The sequence below is a fragment of the Luteimonas sp. A478 genome, from assembly GCF_054052025.1.
Map to the genome: position 1 here is coordinate 539177 of NZ_JBSVRF010000001.1, position 20603 is coordinate 559779.

Annotated in this window: 19 protein-coding genes; 9 read left to right on the forward strand and 10 right to left on the reverse strand. The window is 65.0% G+C overall.

The features are described from left to right. Positions 1-29 precede the first annotated feature (29 nt). From flgM to ACW7G3_RS02575, 3 genes are all read left to right on the forward strand, one after another. Positions 30-341 carry a flagellar biosynthesis anti-sigma factor FlgM gene (gene flgM / locus ACW7G3_RS02565; RefSeq protein ID WP_456980911.1) on the forward strand — a complete coding sequence of 104 codons (312 nt, stop codon included), beginning with the start codon at positions 30-32 and terminating at the stop codon, positions 339-341. Beyond that, complete coding sequence (locus ACW7G3_RS02570; protein WP_456980912.1) at positions 341-700, forward strand: flagellar protein FlgN; 360 nt, start codon at positions 341-343, stop codon at positions 698-700. The genes flgM and ACW7G3_RS02570 overlap by 1 nt, the downstream gene beginning before the upstream one ends. A 65-nt stretch (positions 701-765) precedes the next feature. Further along, positions 766-1965, forward strand: a complete 1200-nt coding sequence (locus tag ACW7G3_RS02575) for an ATP-binding protein (protein ID WP_456980913.1) — start codon at positions 766-768, stop codon at positions 1963-1965. Between the two features lie 2 nt (positions 1966-1967). Here the strand turns inward: ACW7G3_RS02575 and ACW7G3_RS02580 are convergent, their stop codons facing one another. From ACW7G3_RS02580 to ACW7G3_RS02605, 6 genes are all read right to left on the reverse strand, one after another. After that, the gene (locus tag ACW7G3_RS02580) at positions 1968-3683 is read right to left on the reverse strand and encodes an EAL domain-containing protein (RefSeq protein WP_456980914.1); all 1716 of its coding nucleotides are present in this window, start codon (positions 3681-3683) and stop codon (positions 1968-1970) included. Positions 3684-3724: 41 nt separating this feature from the next. Beyond that, positions 3725-4696 (reverse strand): ATP-binding protein, encoded by a 972-nt coding sequence (locus tag ACW7G3_RS02585; protein ID WP_456980915.1) that lies wholly within the window; start codon positions 4694-4696, stop codon positions 3725-3727. An 81-nt stretch (positions 4697-4777) separates the two neighbouring features. Further along, positions 4778-5971: a methyl-accepting chemotaxis protein gene (locus ACW7G3_RS02590; protein ID WP_456980916.1), complete on the reverse strand. Its 1194-nt coding sequence runs from the start codon at positions 5969-5971 to the stop codon at positions 4778-4780. 105 nt (positions 5972-6076) lie between these two features. Then, the gene (gene hflD, locus ACW7G3_RS02595; RefSeq protein ID WP_456981143.1) at positions 6077-6676 is read right to left on the reverse strand and encodes a high frequency lysogenization protein HflD; all 600 of its coding nucleotides are present in this window, start codon (positions 6674-6676) and stop codon (positions 6077-6079) included. Beyond that, positions 6676-7839, reverse strand: coding sequence for a tRNA 2-thiouridine(34) synthase MnmA (mnmA, locus tag ACW7G3_RS02600; RefSeq protein ID WP_456980917.1), 1164 nt, complete (start codon positions 7837-7839; stop codon positions 6676-6678). The genes hflD and mnmA overlap by 1 nt, the downstream gene beginning before the upstream one ends. Before the next feature lie 88 nt (positions 7840-7927). Beyond that, positions 7928-8416 carry an NUDIX hydrolase gene (locus tag ACW7G3_RS02605; RefSeq protein WP_456981145.1) on the reverse strand — a complete coding sequence of 163 codons (489 nt, stop codon included), beginning with the start codon at positions 8414-8416 and terminating at the stop codon, positions 7928-7930. A 96-nt stretch (positions 8417-8512) separates the two neighbouring features. Between ACW7G3_RS02605 and clpS the strand changes: the two genes are divergently transcribed. Further along, positions 8513-8833 (forward strand): ATP-dependent Clp protease adapter ClpS, encoded by a 321-nt coding sequence (gene clpS / locus ACW7G3_RS02610; RefSeq protein ID WP_456972116.1) that lies wholly within the window; start codon positions 8513-8515, stop codon positions 8831-8833. 78 nt (positions 8834-8911) lie between these two features. Then, positions 8912-11194 (forward strand): ATP-dependent Clp protease ATP-binding subunit ClpA, encoded by a 2283-nt coding sequence (clpA, locus tag ACW7G3_RS02615; protein WP_456972118.1) that lies wholly within the window; start codon positions 8912-8914, stop codon positions 11192-11194. A gap of 112 nt (positions 11195-11306) precedes the next feature. On the opposite strand, the gene infA is transcribed toward clpA, so the two are convergent. The 4 genes from infA to trxB all read right to left on the reverse strand — a co-directional run bounded on the left by infA (position 11307) and on the right by trxB (position 14752). After that, positions 11307-11525, reverse strand: a complete 219-nt coding sequence (gene infA / locus ACW7G3_RS02620; RefSeq protein ID WP_095209467.1) for a translation initiation factor IF-1 — start codon at positions 11523-11525, stop codon at positions 11307-11309. Between the two features lie 100 nt (positions 11526-11625). Then, complete coding sequence (aat, locus tag ACW7G3_RS02625; RefSeq protein WP_456980918.1) at positions 11626-12378, reverse strand: leucyl/phenylalanyl-tRNA--protein transferase; 753 nt, start codon at positions 12376-12378, stop codon at positions 11626-11628. A gap of 164 nt (positions 12379-12542) precedes the next feature. After that, positions 12543-13661: a GNAT family N-acetyltransferase gene (locus ACW7G3_RS02630; protein ID WP_456980919.1), complete on the reverse strand. Its 1119-nt coding sequence runs from the start codon at positions 13659-13661 to the stop codon at positions 12543-12545. A gap of 137 nt (positions 13662-13798) precedes the next feature. Further along, the gene (trxB, locus tag ACW7G3_RS02635; protein ID WP_456972124.1) at positions 13799-14752 is read right to left on the reverse strand and encodes a thioredoxin-disulfide reductase; all 954 of its coding nucleotides are present in this window, start codon (positions 14750-14752) and stop codon (positions 13799-13801) included. A 163-nt stretch (positions 14753-14915) separates the two neighbouring features. Between trxB and ACW7G3_RS02640 the strand changes: the two genes are divergently transcribed. The 4 genes from ACW7G3_RS02640 (at position 14916) to ACW7G3_RS02655 (ending at position 20594) form a co-directional block, all read left to right on the forward strand. Then, positions 14916-15980 carry an alanine dehydrogenase gene (locus ACW7G3_RS02640; RefSeq protein ID WP_456980920.1) on the forward strand — a complete coding sequence of 355 codons (1065 nt, stop codon included), beginning with the start codon at positions 14916-14918 and terminating at the stop codon, positions 15978-15980. A gap of 98 nt (positions 15981-16078) precedes the next feature. Then, positions 16079-18430, forward strand: a complete 2352-nt coding sequence (locus ACW7G3_RS02645) for a DNA translocase FtsK (protein ID WP_456972128.1) — start codon at positions 16079-16081, stop codon at positions 18428-18430. 108 nt (positions 18431-18538) lie between these two features. Then, the gene (lolA, locus tag ACW7G3_RS02650; RefSeq protein WP_456980921.1) at positions 18539-19165 is read left to right on the forward strand and encodes an outer membrane lipoprotein chaperone LolA; all 627 of its coding nucleotides are present in this window, start codon (positions 18539-18541) and stop codon (positions 19163-19165) included. Between the two features lie 136 nt (positions 19166-19301). Then, positions 19302-20594, forward strand: a complete 1293-nt coding sequence (locus tag ACW7G3_RS02655) for a Yip1 family protein (protein ID WP_456980922.1) — start codon at positions 19302-19304, stop codon at positions 20592-20594. Positions 20595-20603 lie beyond the last annotated feature (9 nt).

A 20603-nucleotide genomic window follows, 5' to 3' on the forward strand; every position in this document is an offset into this window, starting at 1 on the left:
TTTCCGCTCACCACGTCAGGACTTTGGACATGAGCCAGAAAGTCGAAGGAACAGCACCACCCCTCCCGATCCGCAGCACTTCCGCACTCTCCGCTCCGGCGGGCAGGGCAGGAGACGCCCGCGACAAGGCCATTGAAGCGCCGGCCGCCGGCGACAGCCTGCGCCTGACCGGCGAAGCTGCGGGCCTCCAGGCACTGCAACGCGAGCTGGGCACCCGCCCGGTAATCGACGAAGCAAAGGTGCAGCAGGTCCGTGAAGCAATCGCATCGGGTACCTACCGGATCGATCCGCAAGCGATAGCTGTTGCCATGCTCGATCTGGATGCGCAGCTGACCCGCTGATGGAGGCCTCCCGAGTCAGCGTGGAGAAAACCAGTGTCGAGAAGCTGGCCGCGGCTCTGGCCGGGGAACGCGAGGCACTGGTGGCTGGTGACGCCGAAGCATTGTTGCGCAATACCCAGGACAAGCTCGCCGCGCTGCGCGAGCTTGAGGCCGGGATTGGCAGCGATCCGGCGGAGCTTGCCCCGCGACTCGCGGAACTGGCGGAACTCAACCGCGCCAACGGCGTGCTGCTCGCCCGGCGCAGGCGCGAGGTGAACTGGGCGCTTCGCTGTCTGGGACGGGCCGAAAGCGCACCGGCCTATGACGCGACCGGTGCGGTCGGTCACTCGCGGCCGTCACGCGGTCTGGCGGTGGTCTGAGCCCCCCAGAAAACGCCGGTCCCACAACCTCGTAAAATGCAGAGCCCTTCCACCTGCGTGACACCATGGGCTCGACTCCCCAACCCCCTTCCATCCCGGCAGAACTGCTGGCAGCTGCGCTGCAGTGGCAGCAGGAAGGCGTGCTCATTTATCGGGGCGGCCGACAGGTCTATGCCAACCCGGCCGGCCATGCAATGGCCCGTCTGCATCCCCTGTGGAGCGATGACGAGCACCACATCCATGACCTGCTTTCCAATCACGCGCTGGCACAGGCGCATCACCAGGGCAGTTGGAGCGACTTTGTGCCCTTTGGCGAGGGGCGCATGCTGTTCGCCCGATTGCACGTTCTGGCCGACGGCCACACCATCCTGCTGCTGCAGAACCCGGGCCTGGTGCGCGATGGCGACAAGGAACTGTTGCGTCGCCATGAGGAGCTGAATGTACGCATGACGGCTGCGCAGGAAAAACTTCTGCAATCCGAGAAGTTGGCATCGATCGGGCAGCTTGCAGCGGGCGTTGCGCACGAAATCAACAATCCCATTGGCTATGTGCATTCGAACTTCGGCAGCCTCCAGGAGTATGTGAGCAGCCTGTTTGCGCTTATCGATGCTTATGAACGTGCGCTGCAGGCGCCTGATCCGGCAGCCAGCAGGATTGAAGTCGAAGCCGCCCGTGAGCGCCTGGATATCGACTTCATCAGCCGCGACCTGCCGCAGTTGCTCACCGAGTCGCGGGAAGGGGTCGAGCGGGTGACCCGCATCGTGCGGGACCTGAAGGACTTCTCACGGGCGGATGGGGAAATCGGCTGGAAGCTTACCGACCTGCATGTCAGCCTGGATTCGACCCTCAACATCGTCTGGAACGAGCTGCGCTACAAAGCCCGGCTGGAAAAACAATACGGCACGCTGCCCATGGTCGAGTGCCTCCCATCGGAGATCAGCCAGGTCTTCCTGAACCTGCTGCTCAATGCGGGCCATGCGATCGAAGAGCAGGGTACGGTCACAGTCCGCACCGGCGTGGTGGATGAGAATGTCTGGGTGGAGGTTGTCGATTCGGGCGCCGGCATTCCGGAATCCACCCTGCAGCGCATTTTCGATCCATTCTTCACTACCAAACCGGTTGGCACGGGCACCGGGTTGGGGCTGTCCATTTCCTACGGGATCGTGGCCAAGCACAATGGCCGGATTGAAGTGGACAGCGAAACCGGGCGGGGCAGCTGCTTCCGGGTGGTGTTGCCGGTGAAACAGCCGGGAGGCGCGACCTGAGATCAGTCGACAGGTGCGCGGGCGTGCTGTGCTGCATAGGTCCGGAACGCCTGCCGGATGTGATCGCGTAACTCGCCGTCGTCCCATGGCTTGGTGAGGAAGCGATAGATCGCACCATGATTGATCGCTTCAGTCACGGTCTCCAGGTCGGCATAGCCTGACAATACGAGGCGCACCGTGTCGGGGTAAAGCATTTTTACCCGGGCGAGAAACTCCGTCCCGCTCATTTCCGACATCAGCTGGTCGGACAGGATCACCTGTACCTCGTTGCTGGCCAGCAATTCCAGGGCATTGCTCACCGTAGTGGCGGTGATGATGCGATAACCATCGCGCCGGAACAGGCGTACCAGGGAGCTGAGTACGTTCTCCTCATCGTCCACCAGCAGCAGCGTGCGGTCCGAGCGGGTGGGGAGGAAGAGTTCAGGCCGCAGATACCGGCCCAGCAGGATCTGTCCTGCAGTTTTTGCGTCCACGGGTTCGCGGAACAGATACCCCTGGAAGTAGTCGCAATCCGTTCGCCGCAGGAATCCGAGCTGGGCTTCGGACTCCACGCCGTTGGCGACCACCTTCATTCCCAGCTGGTGCGCCATGGCGATCATGGCGCGAACGATCGCGGTCTCGCGGCTGCCTTGGAGGGCAGCATTGACGAAACTGCGGTCGACCTTGAGCACGTCGGCCGGATAGCGCGCGAGCAGACGCAAGCTGGCATCGCCCGTGCCAAAGTTGTCCAGCACCAGGCCAATGCCCTCGCGGCGCAATGCCCGGGTAGTGCGGAACACCTGCTGCACGTCGTCATTGAGAGCGCTTTCGTTGAGTTCAAGCATGATCGCAGACGAGGGCAGTCCGGCCTGCTGCATGCTTCCAAGCAGATGGTCAACAAACCCCGGTTGCAGCAGTTGCAGCGTGGAAACGTTGACCCCTATGAAAAAATCGTCGCGGCCCTGGGCCCGCCACGCCCGTGCCTGGGCCACAACGCGCTCGATCATCCAGTCGCCGATCTGCAGGATCACCCCGAGTCGCTCGGCGGTGCGGATGAAGCGTTCCGGCATCAGTTCGCCCAGTATCGGGGACTTCCAGCGGATCAGTGCTTCCATCCCGACTACCCGGCCGTCCCGCGCGCTTATCTTGGGCTGGTATTTCAGTCGAAGTTCGTCGCGTGCGGCGGCCTCGATAATCAGTTTGGCTATCACCCGATCCCCGGACGGCTGTTCCGTGGGGTCTGGGTCCTCAGGCGACAACGTTTCCCCAGACGGTGAACGCCACAGTGAAGATTCGGCGATCTGGAGGAGAGCCGAGGCGTCGTTACCCTGGTCCGGACAAACACTCATCCCGGCCTTGGCGGTGAGCACCAGGGTGTAGGGCAACACCGAAACTGGTTGTTCGATCAACGCAATCAGTGCTTCGCACGCCTGTCCGGGTGTCAGGTCGTTGCCATCCAGCTGCATCGCAACCAAAAACTCATCGCTGCCGTGGCGCCATACTTCGCCGCGTCCGGCGATGGCTGCCCGCAGGCGTTGGCCCACCACGTCGAGGACGCGGTCGCCGACTTCGATACCCATGTTCTGGTTGATCGAGGCGAAGTGCTCGATATCGATGTGGAGCAGGAGCACCTTATGAGTGCCCACCCCGGCGCTGCGTAGCAATGTTTCCAGCGCTGGATGGCCAGCGCCCAAGCGGGGCAGGGGCTGGGGAGGGGCGTCAGCGTCTGGCGTCAACATGGTTCAGTCGGTTGCGCGCCGTAAAACGGCACCAAGGTGGCTCAATGCCAAGGGAGCCGCACGATGACGCAGGTGCCGCACCCGGGTGATGAGGTGACGCTCAGTCTACCGCCGATACCCTGGGCCCGCGCGCGCATTTCGGCCAGTCCATCGCCGGGCTCCAATTGCGGATCAAATCCGCGACCATCGTCACGGATCTCCATAGTCAGCACATCCTCTCCAGCTTGCAGGCAGGCGGTGATGTGCTCCGCGCCGGCGTGGCGCAGCGCGTTGGCGAGTGCCTCCTGCGCAATGCGGAAACCTGCTTCTTCTACGTGCCGCGTGGGGCGTCGAGGCAGTGGGAGCAGTTCCAGGTTGATTGGCAGGTCAATGTCTTTATTGATTTCTCCGACGTACCAGCGCAGCGCTGCTTCCAGGCCGAGTGACCTGAGCTGTGGAGGCTGCAAGTAGTTGGACAGCGAGCGGAGCTGCCCCAATGCGACATCCGCCTGGGCAAGAATGTTCTGCAGTTCATCGGTGTGCAACAGGGGATCAAGCTCGTGCAGCGCGCCGTATGCGGACATCCGGATGGCAGCGAGGGCCTGACTCGGGCCGTCGTGCAAAGCCCGCACGGTTCCGTAGCGTTCCTCCTCATGGGCGGGAAAAAGACGGTTGACCAGGCTCGTGGGGCCTACTTCGCCTTCCTGGTTTGCGATCGTCTCGATCAGTAGCACCTGCCAAGCGCCCCCGGCCTGATGTGCCGGGCCGGTCTTGACCACAAGAGTGCTGTCCGGATACGGGGGGGCAAGTGGCAGGAAGAAGCCCCCCGAATGCTGGCCGCCAGATCGCGGCTGTTCCAACCAGTTCCGCAGACTGGCAGCGCAGCTGGAATCCACCAGCTCGGTGATCAGCCGGCCGGCAAGATCCTCCGGTGTGGCGCCGAAAGCTCGGGCGCCCGCGGCATTGATGGCCTGTACCCGGTGGTCGTGCAAGAGCAGGGCGCCACCGGGAAGCAGGTGGAGCAGCTCATGCATGCTTGGGGTTCCGGAGGACATGGCATGTCTGCAACACGGGAGGCCGCCAGTGTACTTCGCGGGGCACCCCTGACGAGGGGCTCAGAACAGCTCGACCGTCCCCGCTCCCATGGATTCCTGGGCCACCGGTTTGTGCGGCGGCTTTTCCCAGACGCTGCGCTGTTCGCGCAGCCGCTGGCCGATCTGCTTGAGCGCGCGCATCATCTCATCGTCGACGGTTCCGCCGTTGCGGCGCAACAGGTCCTGCAGGTCTATGGCTTCGCGGTTGATGGCGCTCAGCCGCTCCAGGTGCGAATGCACGCCGCCAAGGGCCTGCGTAGCGATGTCCTCGAATTGCAAGGCACGTACTGCTTCGCCCACGCTGGTGTCGATGGCCCGGCCGCAGTCGGAAATTTCCCGCATGCCGTCGCCGAGCGAGCGGTTGATAGCAGCCACCTGGTCGAGCATTTCAGCGGCTTCCGCACGCGCCTCCCGTGAGCGGTCCAGGTCCCGGGACGCCATATTCGACACGGTTCCGCGGACCTTGGTGATTGATTCCTTCGAACTGTGGGCAAGCTTGCGGATCTGCTCGTTGAACGCGGTGGAACGCTCCGACAGGTTGCGTACTTCGTCTGCCACAACGGCAAAACCCCGGCCCGCCTCACCAGCCCTCGCCGCTTCAATGGCTGCATTGAGCGCCAGCAGGTTGGTCTGGTCGGCAATCGACTTCACGTCCTCAAGGAGGGCAAAAATGCCGTCCAGGTGACCTGCCATCTCGTCGATATGGGTGACGGTGGTAACGCTCTGGCCGCTCACCTGCTCGAGGGCTTCAACCAGTTGTTCCATACGCTGGCTGGCGTGTTGTGCAAAGCGGGCCACATCGGAACCCTTCGAGCCATTCTGGTCACCGGTCTGGTCAAGGATGCGCGACATCGCCTGTGCCTGCTGGCGTGACTTGTGGTTCATTGCCTCGAAGCTGGTGCCCAGTCCGGCGACCGCTTGACGGACCAGTTCGCGGGTGCGCTCGACCTCTGCGCGGGAGCCGTCGATCTCCGCGCTCACGAACTGGCGCAGATCTGTCAACAGCTGGTCCTGTTCCTGGAACACACGCTGGTGCGCCAATGGTCGGGTGACTTCGCGCCGGACAAGCCAGAACGCAAGAACCAGCCAACTGGTGGTCATGGTGATAAGGACTGCCCAACGCACCGGAGCGGACCAGCCGAGGGCAAAAGCCAGCGGCAGCAACAGGGTCAGGATCAGTGGGGCAGCAAGGCGAATCAGGATACGTGCATACATGGACGCTACTCGGCCGGTTCTACATACCCGGTATCGGCGCCATCCCCGTCAACTTTAGCTTCCAGTTACCCCGACACAGTGGCAGCCCGGGGCGAAGGGCCCTGATCAGACCAGAGCGGCTTCCACCGCCGCCAGCAGCTGTTTGCGACGCAGCAGGAAATCCAGGTAGCTGCCGCCCATCTGGCGCCACAGCACCGCCGAGCGCACCGCAGCGAGCAGCACCGCGCGGATTTCAGAAACGATGTCGGCCTGGCCCAGGTAGTGCGGATTGCCCTGCACCATGACCCGGGGGCGCAGGTGGCTGACGGTGTCGGCATACAGGGTGCCCAGACTGCTGAGGACCTCAGGATGGGTAGGGCTGGTGCGGGCCGCTTCGATATTGGCGGCGGCAATGCCGCGCTGCACGCGCTGGACCATTTCGCCGTCGTTGATGAAGCGGCGTTCCAGCTGCATCACTGCCAGGGCCAGCTTGGGCAGTTGCTCGTCGTCGGGCAGGTTGTTGAAATAGCCGTGCAGCAGGCGCAGGCCGGGGCGTACGAACTCGGCGCCGCCGTAGACGTCTTCGGCCGAGGCGGCATCCATGCGGAGCACGCTTTGCAACGCGGTGCCAAGCACCGCGGCGTCGGCCTGGCCGGTCTCGGCGATCCGGCGCACCTGTTTGAGCGCCTGCGCAAGGCCAGCGAGGGCCAGTACCCGTTCCTGCATCATTCTGCTGCTGCACTCCGTAGTGCGGATCCAAGGTCGGCAATGGTACCTGCTGACGGGTTGTGGCTGCGCTCCAGCGGGGCGTCGGTGGTCTCGATCACCGCGCCTCCCAGGCACACATCACCGTCGTAGAGCACCAGTGACTGACCGGGGGTGACGGCGCGCTGGGGTCGCTGGAAGGTCACTTCAAGGCGCCCGTCATCGCTCACCTGCACCCGGCACGGCTCGGGCGGCTGGCGGTACCGGGTCTGGGCCAGGCATTCGAATGTGGCCGCGGGCGGAGCGCCGGCAATCCAGTGGGCCAGCTCGGTCCAGGTCGTTGTGGACATCAGCCAGTGACTGTCACCGCCTTGGTCGACGTACAGCACGTTGCTGGCTACATCCTTGCCCACCACGTACCAGGGCGCCGGCGCAAAGCCGCGCACGCCACCCAGGTTGAGCCCGCCGCGCTGTCCCAGGGTGTAATAGAACACGCCCGGATGTTCGCCCAGCACCTGGCCCGCGGGGGTGCGGATTTCGCCGGCCTGCGCGGGCAGATACCGGCCCAGGAACTCGCGGAAGTCGCGCTCGCCGATGAAACAGATACCGGTGGAGTCTTTCTTTTCCGCCGTGGGCAGCCCGGCCTCGCGGGCCATGGCGCGCACGTTGGCCTTCACCAGCTCGCCAAGCGGGAACACGGTGGCCGCCAGCTGCTCCTGGCCCAGTTGGTGCAGGAAATAGCTCTGGTCCTTGGCCGCATCGCGGGCGCGAAGCAGCCGCCAGCGGTCGCCCTGGCGGTCGATGCGGGCGTAATGGCCCGTGGCGATCCGCTCGGCTCCCAGGTCGCGGGCGGCGTCCAGGAAATGCTTGAACTTGATTTCGCGGTTGCACAGCACGTCGGGATTGGGCGTGCGGCCGGTGGCGTATTCGGCCAGGAAATGCTCGAACACCCCCTGCCAGTATTCGCCGGAAAAATCGCGGAAGTGGATCGGGATACCCAGCCGGCCGCTGACTGCGACCGCGTCGCGGCGGTCATCCTCGGCCCGGCAGTCGCCGCTGCCGTCGTCGGCCCAGTTCTGCATGAACAGCGCGGCCAACGGCTCGGCGGCATCGCGCAGCAGCAGGGCGGCGACGGATGAGTCGACGCCGCCGGACATGCCGATGATGGTGCGGGGGGAGGTCATGAGGGTGCGCGGTGCGTGTGGACAGGGTAAGGCCGGTATGAGGGCTGGGCCGCTTGCCGACAAGGGCGGTCGTGCCTGACCAGCGTGGTCAGGCGGTGTCAGGCAGCTGGTTGAGCAGCGACAGCGGGAAGCTGCGACCGGCCAGGAAGTCCGCGGCAGTCCGCCACACCAGCGGGCTGCGGTGGCGCGCGGCGGATTCCTGCAGCTCGGCAGGGGTCAGCCACAGGGCCCGCAGGATGCCATCATCCAGCGGCCGCTCTGGATCGTGGGCGACCGGCTCGCCCACGAACGCGAACCGCAGGTAGTGGCGGCCGCCGCGGCCGTCTTCGGCCACGGGGGCCTTCCACTGGTAGGCGCCGACGAAAGCGGTCAACCGCACTTGCCAGCCGGTTTCTTCCAGGGTCTCGCGTACGGCGGCGTCCACCAGGCTTTCGTCCGGCTCAAGGTGTCCCGCCGGCTGATTGATCACCAGCTGGCCGCTGACGCGTTCTTCCACGCACAGCAGTCGACCGCCCTCCACGACCAGCGTGGCCACGGTGACGTCTGGCTGCCAGAATCGGCCTTCGCGGTAGCTCATATCAGGGGCGTTCGGGTCTTCAAACATCCCACATTGTCCTTGCGCGGCCCGGCGGCGTCTACGTGGCGGATGCACCGGGCCCGTATAATCACCTCCATGACACGCAAGAACGAACACGAACGCGACCACGGCGTTGCGGTACAGGCTGACCGGCCGGAGGTCGCGCGACCGCCGCTTTATTCGGTGATCCTGCTCAATGACGACTACACGCCCATGGATTTCGTGGTTGAGATCCTGGTCCGCTTCTTCGCCCTGGACGTTGAACGCGCCACCCAGGTCATGCTGCACGTCCACACCCGCGGTCGGGGGGTTTGCGGCGTTTTCAGCCGCGAGGTGGCCGAGTCCAAGGTGGCGCAGGTGAATGAATACTCAAGGATGAACCAGCACCCCTTGCTCTGCACCATGGAAAAAGCGTAAACGGGGAGGGCAGTGGAAATCCGGCGTCATCGCCCCCATCCAAGGCAGCAGTAGCTACTTTCGGAGGCACCCAGCCCCATGTTCAGCAAGGATCTCGAATACACCATCGGCCAGTGCTACAAGCACGCCCGACAGGCACGCGACGAGTACATGACGGTCGAGCACCTGCTCCTGTCATTGCTCGACAACCCGTCGGCGGAAGCAGTGCTCAAGGCCAGCGGAGCCGATTTCCAGCGCCTGCGATCCGAGCTGGAGCAGGCGATACTGACCACCGTTTCCAAGCTTCCCGACGATGACGGGCGGGACACCCAGCCCACGCTCGGCTTCCAGCGCGTGTTGCAGCGTGCTGTCTATCACGTGCAGTCATCGGGCAAGAAGGAAGTCACCGGTGCCAACGTGCTGGTGGCCATCTTCGGCGAGAAGGACTCGCACGCGGTCTACTACCTCAACCAACAGGATGTCACCCGGCTGGACGTGGTGAACTACCTGTCGCACGGCATTGCCAAGGCTGGCGACGATGAGCCGACACCCAGCGGCGAGGAGGCCGAGGAAGGCAGCGGCAGCGGAGGCGGCGAGACCAAGGGTGACGCCCTGAGCGAGTACGCGACCGATCTGAACCAGATGGCTCGCGAGGGCAGGATCGACCCGCTGGTGGGCCGGGCCGAGGAAATCGAGCGCACGATCCAGATCCTGTGTCGTCGGCGCAAGAACAACCCGCTCTACGTAGGCGAGGCCGGCGTAGGCAAAACCGCGATTGCCGAAGGGCTGGCCAAGCGCATCGTCGATGGCGAGGTGCCCGAGGTGCTTGCCGATGCCACCATCTATTCGCTCGACCTGGGCGCGCTGGTGGCCGGCACCAAGTACCGGGGTGACTTCGAGAAGCGCCTGAAAGCGGTGCTGACGGCGATCCGCAAGCACGACGGCGCGGTGCTGTTCATCGATGAGATCCACACCATCATCGGTGCCGGCTCGGCCTCCGGCGGCACCATGGATGCGTCCAACCTGATCAAGCCGGCGTTGGCTTCCGGGGAGCTGCGCTGCATCGGCTCGACCACGTTCCAGGAATACCGCGGCATCTTCGAAAAAGATCGGGCCCTTGCCCGGCGTTTCCAGAAGATCGACATCGTGGAGCCGACCACCAGCGAGGCCTTCGAGATCCTGCGCGGGCTCAAGCCCAGGTACGAGGCCCACCACGACGTCACCTACGCCGATGATGCCCTTCAGGCGGCCGTGGACCTGTCGGTCAAGCATATTGCCGACCGTCTGCTGCCGGACAAGGCCATCGATGTGATGGACGAGGCCGGCGCGCGCCAGCGCCTGCTGCCAGAGGACGTGCGCAAGCAGCTGATCGATGTGGAAGAAATGGAGACAATCGTCGCCAAGATGGCGCGGATTCCGGCCAAGCAGGTCAGCGCTTCGGACAAGGATGTGCTGGGCCACCTGGAGCGCAATCTCAAGATGGTGATCTTCGGCCAGGATCCGGCGATCGAGACGCTGGCCTCGGCGATCAAGCTGGCCCGCTCGGGCTTGGCGAACCCGGACAAGCCGATCGGCAACTTCCTCTTCGCCGGCCCCACCGGCGTGGGCAAGACCGAGGTCACCCGCCAGCTTGCGCTGCAACTGGGCATTGAGCTGGTGCGCTTCGATATGTCCGAGTACATGGAGTCGCATTCGGTGAGCCGCCTGATCGGTGCTCCCCCGGGTTACGTGGGCTTTGACCAGGGCGGGCTGCTGACCGAAAAGATCGTCAAGACGCCGCACTGTGTGCTGCTGCTGGACGAGGTGGAAAAGGCCCACCCGGACATCTTCAATATCCTGCTGCAGGTGATGGACCGCGGCGTGCTCACCGATACCAATGGACGCGAGGCCAACTTCCGCAACGTGATCCTGGTGATGACCACCAACGCCGGGGCCGCCCACGCCGCGCGGCGCAGCATCGGTTTCACGCAGCAGGATCACAGCACGGATGCGATGGAGGTGATCCGCAAGAGTTTCACCCCGGAGTTCCGCAACCGTCTGGACGCGGTCGTCCAGTTCCAGTCGCTGGGTTTCGACCACATCCTGCGGGTGGTGGACAAGTTCCTGATCGAGCTGGAGAGCCAGCTGCAGGAGAAGAATGTCACCGTCACCGCAAGCGCCGAGGCGCGGGAGTGGCTGGCCAGGCACGGGTTCGACCCGCAGATGGGCGCGCGCCCGATGGCGCGGATCATCCAGGACCGGATCAAGCGTCCGCTGGCCGACGAGCTGCTGTTCGGCAAGCTGGTCAACGGCGGCCGGGTCAGCGTGCAGGTGAAGGACGACGAGCTGGTGGTCGAGTCCTGGCCGGAGTCGGAGAAGCTGCTGCCTGCCGCAGTGGAGTGAACACCCGGTGCGGCGGCGCGCCCGGGAAGGGCGCGTCCACGAACAGCGGGCACACAAAGAAGGCGGCCATTGGCCGCCTTCTTTGTATCCGGCGCGCCTGGGCGCTGCGCGGTTACTTCATCCGGTAGGTGATACGGCCCTTGGTCAGGTCGTAGGGAGTCATCTCTACCTTGACCCGGTCGCCGGTGAGGATGCGGATGTAGTGCTTGCGCATCCGCCCGGAGATGTGGGCAATGATCTCGTGTCCGTTCTCGAGCTTGACCCGGAACATGGTGTTCGGGAGGGTCTCGGAAACGGTGCCTTCAAATTCTATGACGTCGTCTTTCGCCATGCGTCCTGTGTCGGTTGGCGGGCCTGAGGTCGGCCCATGAAAACAGTCAACCATTATGCCACACGGCCAAGTCCGCGGGCAAAGCCCGGCTCAGCCCGGCTCAGCCCGGACCGGGGGTGGGTGGGACCAGGTCGGCCGCGGGAACCCGGCCGAATGGCTCGTTCCAGGACCCGACCAGACCCGGCAGGGCGGCCAGGCGCTGCACTTCGGCCTGGAAGCGCGTCCTTGGCCAGCGCTCCGCCCCCATCCGCAGCAGGTGCGCATTTTCCACCTGGGCATCGAGCAGCGGCCAGCCGTTGGCCGACAGCCACCCGGCCAAGCCGGCCAGGGCCGCCTTGGAACCGCCCGATTCGGCGCTGAACATGCTTTCGCCAAAGAACATCCGGCCTACGGCCACGCCATAGATTCCACCCACCAGGCGAGTGCCGTCATACACCTCCACGCTGTGGGCGTGGCCGAGGTCGTGCAACTGCTGGTAGGCCTGGCGCATCGGATCGGTGATCCAAGTGCCTGCCTGGCCGGGACGCGGTGCCTTGGCGCAGGCTTCGACCACTTCGGCGAAGGCGCAATCGGCGCGCAGCTCCCAGCTGCTGCGGCGCAGGGTGCGGCGGAACCGGGAGGCCAGGTGCACACCGTCGGTGTGGAACACCATGCGCGGATCCGGACTCCACCACAGGACCGGCTGACCCTGCGAATACCAGGGAAAGATGCCGTGGCGGTAGGCGTTGAGCAGTCGGGCAGGGGACAAACAGCCGCCGATCGCCAGCAGCCCGTCCGGCTCACGCAGGGCAGATTCCACCGGCGGAAACGGCGCATCCGGATCGGCAGACAGCAGCGGCGGGCGGAAATGCATCCCCACATTCTAGAGGCTGACCTGTAGGAGCGCGCCATGCGCGCGAAGCCGCGTGAAATCTGCTTCGTTTCGCGAAGCCTTGTTGAAAGCGACCCCAGGATCCACGGTTGGCGGCCACCCCTCTGACCCTCAAGGGCCCGCGGCTTCGCGCGCATGGCGCGCTCCTACAGGGTGAATGGTGATCTGGTGTCCAGCAGGGCTTTGTAGCGGTGCACGGAGGCGGTCTCTTCCGCGCACCAGCGGCGCAGGGCATCGGCGAACGCCGGGTCGGCGATCCAGTGCCGGCTGCGCACGTATGTTGGCAGGAACCCGCGCGCGATCTTGTGCTCGCCCTGTGCCCCCGGCTCGAACACGCGCAGCCCCTCGCGCAGGCAGTACTCGATGCCCTGGTAGTAGCAGGTCTCGAAATGCAGCCCGGGCACCTCCCGCTCCGCACCCCAATAGCGCCCGTAGAGGGTGTCGCCGCCGCGCAGACACAGGGCGCCGGCGATGGGCTCGCCATCCAGCTCCGCCAGTACGATGACCAGGGCACGTGGCATGGCGCGGGCCAGGTGCTGAAGGAACCCGAGCGTCAGCGCCGGCGAATTGCCGTAATCGGCGAAAGTGGCCAGATAGAAGCCGTACATCGCCTCCAGGTCCTGCTCGCTGGCCTCATCGCCGTGGACAACGCGAAAGCTGATTCCGGCGCGGGCCACTTTCGCCCGCTCCTGGCGGATGTTCTTGCGTCGGCGCCGGTCCAGTGCGGCAAGAAACGCTTCGAAATCGGGCCACCCGGCGTTGTTGTGCCAGTGATATTGCACGTCGGTGCGCTGCAGCCAGGCGGGGCCGAAGTCGGCCTCCTCGGTCGGGGTGTGGAAGTTGATGTGTGCCGACGACAAACCGAGTTGGGTGGCCGTGGACTCAATTGCCTGGAGCAGGGCCGGTCGGTACTGGGCGTCACCCAGGAGGCGGGGGCCGGTAACGGGAGAGTAGGGCACCGCGCCCAGCCACTTCGGAAAGTAGTCGCGTCCGTACTGGGCGTATGCATGTGCCCAGGCGTGGTCAAAAACGAACTCCCCGTGGGAGTTGGTTTTCAGGTAGCCCGGCACCGCGGAAACCAGGGTTTCACCCTGCCACAGAGTCACGTGATGCGGCGTCCAGCCCCATTCGGCGCGCAGACAGCCGTGGCGTTCCAGTCCTGCCAGGAAGGCCTGGGTCACAAAGGGATTGGCACCGTCGTGCAGCGCGTCCCACTGGGCCTGGGAGACGTCTGCAAGGGAATCAACGATGCGTGTGGTCAGCATTGCGAGGGCGGCATGATCTTCCGGATTGATACGATAGATGGCATGACCCTGGCGGCTCCGGAAAGCCCGGCGCGGTCATCCGCGGCCGGGCGTTCGCAAATGGCGGGAGCCGCCCATGAGGCGGTCAGCAGGCGCAGTTACTCGCCCTTGTCGAGGAATTTTTCGGCATCCAGCGCGGCCATGCAGCCGAAGCCGGCCGAAGTGATCGCCTGGCGGTAGTGCTGGTCGGCCACGTCGCCCGCAGCGAACACGCCGGGAACCGAGGTGGCCGTGGCGCCGCCCGACAGCCCGGAACGGATCTCGATGTAGCCGTCGTTCATGGCCAGCTGGCCTTCAAACAGCCCGGTGTTGGGCGTATGGCCGATGGCCACGAAGAAGCCGTGCACGGCGATCTCCCGGGTTGACTCGTCAAGCGTCGACTTCACCCGCAGCCCGGTCACGCCGGCCTCGTTGCCAAGCACCTCGTCCACCACGTGGTTCCAGACCGGCACGATCTTCCCGGCTTCGATCTTGGCAAACAGCTTGTCCTGCATGATCTTCTCGGCGCGCAGGCTGTCGCGGCGGTGGACCAGATAGACCTTGCTGGCCAGGTTGGACAGATACAGGGCTTCTTCGACCGCGGTATTGCCGCCGCCGACCACGGCCACTTCCTTGTCCTTGTAGAAGAATCCATCGCAGGTGGCGCAGGCGGACACACCGCGACCCTTGAACTTTTCCTCCGACTCCAGCCCCAGGTATTTGGCGGTGGCGCCGGTGGAGATGATCAGCGCGTCTGCGGTGTACTCGCCGTTGTCGCCCTTGAGCCGGAACGGCCGCTGCGACAGGTCGGCGGTGTGGATGTGGTCGAACACCGTCTCGGTTTCGAAGCGTTCGGCATGCGCCTGCATGCGTGCCATCAGGTCCGGTCCCATCAGGCCATGGGCATCGCCCGGCCAGTTGTCGACTTCGGTGGTGGTCATCAGCTGACCGCCCATTTCCAGGCCGGTCACGACCACCGGTTTGAGGTTGGCGCGGGCGGCATAAACGGCAGCGGTCCAGCCTGCAGGACCAGAGCCGAGGATCAGCAGATGACAGTGTTTGGGGGTGCTCACATGTATACTCGCGACAGCGGAAAGACGACCTTTCGGGCCATATAGCTTGAGGGCCGGACCAGCGCAAAACAAGGCGAGCAGCAGGCTGCCAGCGCGACACAGCGTCCGCATCCGCAGGCGTGCATGGCTGCTCCCGGCTGCTGTTGCCACCAGGGAGACGATCTTGCGAATCGGCGTACCGAAAGAAACCAAAACGGCCGAGGGACGCGTTGCCCTGGTGCCCGCTGCCGCCGGCGATCTGGTGAGGTCCGGCCATGAGGTCTGGGTGGAGCAGGGCGCAGGCGAGCGTTCCGGCCATGCCGACCAGGCCTATGCCAGCCTTGGGGTGAACATTGCTCCCGATGCTGCTGCGCTTTACGAAAGGGGCCAGCTGATCGTCAAGGTCAAGGAGCCCGTCGGCGCCGAAATCGAGTACCTGCGCAGCGACCATCTCCTGTTCTGTTATCTGCATCTGGCGGCCGAGCCAAAGCTGACCCGGCGTCTGCTGGAGATCGGACTGACTGCGGTTGCTTTCGAGACAGTGGAGCTTGAGAGCGGGGCACTGCCGCTGCTGGCGCCCATGTCGGAGATTGCCGGCAAGCTCGCCGTACAGGTGGGCACCACCCTCATGCACGCCACCAACGGGGGCAAGGGCCGTCTGCTGGGCGGCGTGCCCGCGGCTTCGCGCGGCAAGGCGGTGGTGTTCGGCGCCGGCCAGGCCGGTGGATCGGCCGCCGCCACGCTCGCCGCCATGGGCGCGAACGTGGTGGTGTTTGAAAAGCGCCTGGAGCGGATGGACGCCATGATGCGCCTGGGCGCAAACGTGACTGCCCTGTATCCCTATCAGGAAGCAATCGCGAAAGAGGTGGCGGGGGCGGATCTGCTGGTCGGCGCGGTGCTGATTCCCGGCGCGCGGGCCCCCCGGGTGCTGAGCCGGGAGATGCTCAGGCAGATGGAGACCGGCAGCGTGCTGGTGGACATCTCGATCGACCAGGGCGGTTGCTTTGAAACCTCGCGGCCCACCAGCTGGGACGATCCAACCTATGTGGACGAGGATGTCACCCACTTCTGCGTGGGCAACATGCCAGGCGCGGTGCCGCAGACCGCATCGCAGGCGATCTGCGCGGCGATCACCCCGTGGGTGGATGCACTGGCCAACGGCGACTGGCGCGGCAACCGTGCGCTGGTGCGTGGGATCAATGTGGAAGCCGGCAGTCTGGTCCATCCGGCGCTGCAGGACCTCAGCTGAGCCGTGGCACCACCTTGCGCAGGCAAAGAGATTCGCCGGGCCCCGACTGTTGATTTAAGATCAACCGCATAGCGAACACTTTTAAGGTAAAGGGCACGGTGGCGAAAGCGCTTACAGAACGTGGCAAGCGGCAACGCGGGACCACCCGCAAGGTTGCAGGGGACAATCCGCGCCGGCAGCGACTGTGGCGCGATATTGCGCTGATCCTGATCGCGCCGCTGTTGCTTTACCTGTTTGCCAGTCTGATCACCTATTCCCCAAGTGATCCGGCCTGGTCGAGTCATTCGGGCAACGTGACCGAGCCGCTCCACAACGTGGGCGGGCCCGTGGGCGCCTGGCTGGCCGATGTGCTGCGCTATCTGTTCGGCTATGTGGCGTTCCTGCTGCCCTTGGTGCTGGGAGCGATCGCCTGGATCGCGCTGTTCGGCATGGACAGCGACGGCGATGGCAAGGCCGACCTGGGGCCGGCGCTGCGCCTGGTTGGACTGTGCGGCTTCCTGATCTCCGCCTGCGGCCTGCTTGCGTTGGGCGCGTCAAACGCGGCCGACTTCTCAGCCGGCGGCGGAGGCATCCTCGGCCGGCTGGTGGGTAATTCGCTGTACGCGGCGTTCGGTGGAGTGGGCGGCAACCTGTTCCTGCTGGCCCTGCTATTGACCTCGATCACCCTGGCCACCGGCCTGTCCTGGCTGGCGGTGATGGACAGGTTGGGCGGCTGGGTAATGAAGCTGCCCGACCTGCTCAGGCGCAGCAGCAAGCAGGCGGGAGAGTGGAAACGGGCGCGCGACCTGCGCGAAGAGCGGGTGGAAGTACGCCGGGCCGATACCGAGAAGCGCGTGCGTCGTGAGCCGGTCAGGATCGAACCGCCGGCCGCGCCGCAGGTGGAAAAGAGCGAGCGGGCCAAGCGTGAGCAGCAGATTCCGCTGTTCACCGGCACTGGCGGCGGTGATTCCGGCCTGCCGCCGCTGTCGCTGCTGGACGAACCCAAGCCGCAGCCGAAGGGCTACGACGAGGACACGCTGGAAACCCTGTCGCGCCAGATCGAATTCAAACTCAAGGACTTCCGCATCGATGTGGAAGTGACGGAGGCCCAGCCGGGGCCGGTGATCACCCGCTTTGAGATGGAGCCGGCGCCGGGTATCAAGGTCAGCCAGATCAGCTCGCTGGACAAGGACATCGCCCGCGGGCTGAGCGTCAAGTCTGTACGCGTGGTGGATGTGATCCCCGGTAAATCGGTGATCGGCCTGGAGATCCCGAACACGCGGCGCGAGATGATCTACCTGTCCGAGCTGCTGCGTTCCAAGGAGTACGACAAATCGCCCAGCCCGCTGACCCTGGCGCTGGGCAAGGACATCGGCGGGCGCTCAACCGTTGCCGACCTGGCGCGCATGCCGCACCTGCTGGTCGCCGGTACCACCGGCTCCGGCAAATCGGTGGCGGTCAACGCCATGGTGCTGAGCCTGCTGTTCAAGGCCACCCCCGACCAGCTGCGGCTGCTGATGATCGATCCGAAGATGCTCGAGCTGAGCGTCTACGAGGGCATCCCGCACCTGCTGGCGCCGGTGGTCACCGACATGAAGGAGGCCGCCAACGGCCTGCGCTGGTGCGTGGCCGAAATGGAGCGGCGCTACAAGCTGATGAGCGCGGTGGGCGTGCGCAACTTGGCCGGCTTCAATAAGAAGGTCAAGGAAGCGCAGGACAGCGGCCAGCCGCTGCTGGACCCGCTGTTCCGGCCCGACTCCGAATCGGAGGCGGTGGCCGAGCCGCTGGAGGCGCTGCCGTACATCGTCGTGATCATCGACGAGTTCGCCGACATGATGATGATCGTCGGCAAGAAGGTGGAAGAGCTGATTGCACGCCTGGCACAGAAGGCGCGTGCGGCCGGTATCCACCTGATCCTCGCCACCCAGCGTCCATCGGTGGACGTGATCACCGGCCTGATCAAGGCCAACATCCCGACCCGCATCGCGTTCCAGGTCAGCTCCAAGATCGATTCGCGCACCATCCTGGACCAGTCCGGCGCCGAAACCCTGCTGGGCCACGGTGACATGTTGTACATGCCGCCTGGTACGGCCCTGCCGGAGCGCGTGCACGGTGCCTTCGTGTCCGACGAAGAAGTGCACCGGGTGGTCGAGCAGCTCAAGCAGGGGACCGGTGCCAACTACATCGACGGCGTGCTGGAAGAGGTCCAGACCATGGGCGACGGCGTGGTGGTGGGTGCCACCGGGCTGCCTGAATCCGACGGTGGCGATGAAAGCGACCCGCTGTACGACGAGGCGGTGAAGATCGTCACGGAAACCCGGCGCGGCTCGATTTCCGGCGTGCAGCGGCGGCTGAAGATCGGCTACAACCGCGCGGCGCGCCTGATCGAAGCCATGGAGGCGGCAGGGGTCGTGAGTCCGCCTGAAAACAACGGTGATCGCACGGTGCTGGCGCCTCCGCCTCCCAGGTAGCCCGGTAACAACCAAGCGGCTCGGGCGTGACGGCCCGGCGCCGTCATGGCTCGTATTCAGCCACGCCTGTGCACACTTTCCGCAACCCGATTGATTCCCGGAGCACCAATGAACCGCATCCTCAGTGTCATGGTTGTCCTGCTTGCGGCCGCCTTTGCCGGGAATGCGCATGCCGATGCGCGCGCCAGCCTGGACAGCTTCACCAGCGACCTGCGCGGACTGCAGGGCAACTTCTCCCAGCAGGTCTACGACGGCAGCGGCCGGTTGCGCGAAAGCTCCAGCGGCAGCGTGGCCCTTTCAGCGCCGCGGCTGTTCCGCTGGGAGTACGAAAACCCGTATCCGCAGCTGATCATTGCCGACGGCACCCGGGTGTGGGTCTACGATCCGGACCTGGAGCAGGTCACCGTGCGGCCGCAGGGCGAGGAAGAGCAGAGCAATCCCCTGGCAGCGTTGATCGACCCGGCCATGCTCGATCGCGACTTCGTGATCGGCAAGGGCGGCACCCGAGACGGTTTGGAATGGCTGGAGATCGCGCCGCGCCAGGCCACCGACGCCGGGTTCCAGAACGCGCAGCTCGGCTTTGCCGATAGCTCCCTGGTGAAGATGGAAATTCTGGATGCGCTGGGCCAGCGCACCACGATCGAATTTTCCAACTGGCAGAAGAACCCGTCCTTCGCTGCGGATGCCTTCCGCTTCACCCCGCCGCCCGGCGTGGACGTGGTGGGCGAGCCCTGAGTTCTGCCGCCAGACTGACTGCTTGAATGACTCCGGCCCGCGTGCGAACGCGGGCCGGTTGCGTTGGGCTGTCCTGCAAGCCGTGCGTTCGGCGTATGCATTGGACAGACCCAACAGCTAAGGAAGTGGCAGTCACATGCAGCCAGAACCACAGATTCCCGCGCAGGACCATAGTCGTTCAAACGCACTCATTGAACGGGCGAAGGCGATCCTGCTGTCCCCGCGCAGCGAATGGCCCGCGATCGCGGCCGAGCCGGCAACTACCGCCAGCCTGTATACCGGCTACTTCATGCTGCTGGCTGCAATTCCGGCGGTGGCCGGCTTCATCAAGGGCAGCCTGATCGGCCACAGCGTGTTCGGCATGAGGATCACCACGCCGTTCATGGCGGGCCTGATGGGCATGGTGCTCGGGTACGTACTGGGACTGGTCGTGCTGTACGTGGTGGCGATGATCGTCAACGCGTTGGCGCCGAAGTTCGAGGGGCAAAAGAACCAGGTGCAGGCGCTCAAGGCGGTCGGCTATGCCTGGACCGCTGCCTGGGTGGCCGGCATTGCCGTGATCGTTCCCGGTGTTGGCTGGCTGCTGGCGCTGGCCGGCGGGGTCTACAGCATCTATCTGCTGTACCTGGGCCTGCCGCATACGATGAAATGTCCGCCAGAGAAGGCAGCTATCTACACCTTGGTCTCGGTGATCGCTGCGATCGTGCTTGGCTGGATCGTGGGGCTGCTGATCGCAGCGGTGACCGGCATGGGTGCATTGGCTGGGGGGATGCTGGGCAGCGTCTCCGGTGGGGGAGGAAACAGCAGCAATGTCACTGTGAACCCCGACAGCAGGATGGGCCAGCTGGTGGAATTCGGCCGGCGGATGGAAGAAGCCGGCAAGCAGATGGACCAGGCCCGGGCCAGCGGCAGCGCGGATGAGCAGGGCAAGGCGCTGGGCGCGCTGATGGGGGCGGTCGCCGGAAGTACCGATGCGGATGGCCAGGTGGTGGAAGCGGTGGCGGCCGATCAGCTGCGGGCGCTGCTGCCGGAAGCCATCGGCAACATGCGCCGAACCGGCATTTCCGCCAGCCGCAGTGGCGCCATGGGCATGCAGATCAGCGAGGCCTCGGCCGAATATGCCGAGGAAGACGGGTCAGGCCGGATCAGCGTGGAAATCCAGGACATGGCCGCGATGTCGGGGATGATGGCCATGGCCGGCGCCTTCGGTATGGACCAGAGCCATGAAACCGACAGCGGATACGAGCGCACCTTCACCCGCGATGGCCAGCTGGTCAACGAGGAGTGGAGTTCCGGCAGCAACCGCGGCCAGTACAGCGTGGTGGTTGGCAACCGGTTCCGGGTGGAAGCCAGCGGCCGGGTCAACAGCATCGACGATCTCCGGAACGTCGTTGGTCAGCTCGAACGGCAGGTCGCGACCCTCCAGTAAATCCTGCGC

What these genes read in the sequence shown, in the direction of transcription:
- flgM (WP_456980911.1), top strand. Translation starts at nt 30, where the DNA reads ATGAGCCAGAAAGTCGAAGGAACAGCACCACCCCTCCCGATCCGCAGC.
- ACW7G3_RS02570 (WP_456980912.1), top strand. Translation starts at nt 341, where the DNA reads ATGGAGGCCTCCCGAGTCAGCGTGGAGAAAACCAGTGTCGAGAAGCTG.
- ACW7G3_RS02575 (WP_456980913.1), top strand. Translation starts at nt 766, where the DNA reads ATGGGCTCGACTCCCCAACCCCCTTCCATCCCGGCAGAACTGCTGGCA.
- ACW7G3_RS02580 (WP_456980914.1), bottom strand. Translation starts at nt 3,683, where the DNA reads ATGTTGACGCCAGACGCTGACGCCCCTCCCCAGCCCCTGCCCCGCTTG.
- ACW7G3_RS02585 (WP_456980915.1), bottom strand. Translation starts at nt 4,696, where the DNA reads ATGCATGAGCTGCTCCACCTGCTTCCCGGTGGCGCCCTGCTCTTGCAC.
- ACW7G3_RS02590 (WP_456980916.1), bottom strand. Translation starts at nt 5,971, where the DNA reads ATGTATGCACGTATCCTGATTCGCCTTGCTGCCCCACTGATCCTGACC.
- hflD (WP_456981143.1), bottom strand. Translation starts at nt 6,676, where the DNA reads ATGCAGGAACGGGTACTGGCCCTCGCTGGCCTTGCGCAGGCGCTCAAA.
- mnmA (WP_456980917.1), bottom strand. Translation starts at nt 7,839, where the DNA reads ATGACCTCCCCCCGCACCATCATCGGCATGTCCGGCGGCGTCGACTCA.
- ACW7G3_RS02605 (WP_456981145.1), bottom strand. Translation starts at nt 8,416, where the DNA reads ATGAGCTACCGCGAAGGCCGATTCTGGCAGCCAGACGTCACCGTGGCC.
- clpS (WP_456972116.1), top strand. Translation starts at nt 8,513, where the DNA reads ATGACACGCAAGAACGAACACGAACGCGACCACGGCGTTGCGGTACAG.
- clpA (WP_456972118.1), top strand. Translation starts at nt 8,912, where the DNA reads ATGTTCAGCAAGGATCTCGAATACACCATCGGCCAGTGCTACAAGCAC.
- infA (WP_095209467.1), bottom strand. Translation starts at nt 11,525, where the DNA reads ATGGCGAAAGACGACGTCATAGAATTTGAAGGCACCGTTTCCGAGACC.
- aat (WP_456980918.1), bottom strand. Translation starts at nt 12,378, where the DNA reads ATGCATTTCCGCCCGCCGCTGCTGTCTGCCGATCCGGATGCGCCGTTT.
- ACW7G3_RS02630 (WP_456980919.1), bottom strand. Translation starts at nt 13,661, where the DNA reads ATGCTGACCACACGCATCGTTGATTCCCTTGCAGACGTCTCCCAGGCC.
- lolA (WP_456980921.1), top strand. Translation starts at nt 18,539, where the DNA reads ATGAACCGCATCCTCAGTGTCATGGTTGTCCTGCTTGCGGCCGCCTTT.
- ACW7G3_RS02655 (WP_456980922.1), top strand. Translation starts at nt 19,302, where the DNA reads ATGCAGCCAGAACCACAGATTCCCGCGCAGGACCATAGTCGTTCAAAC.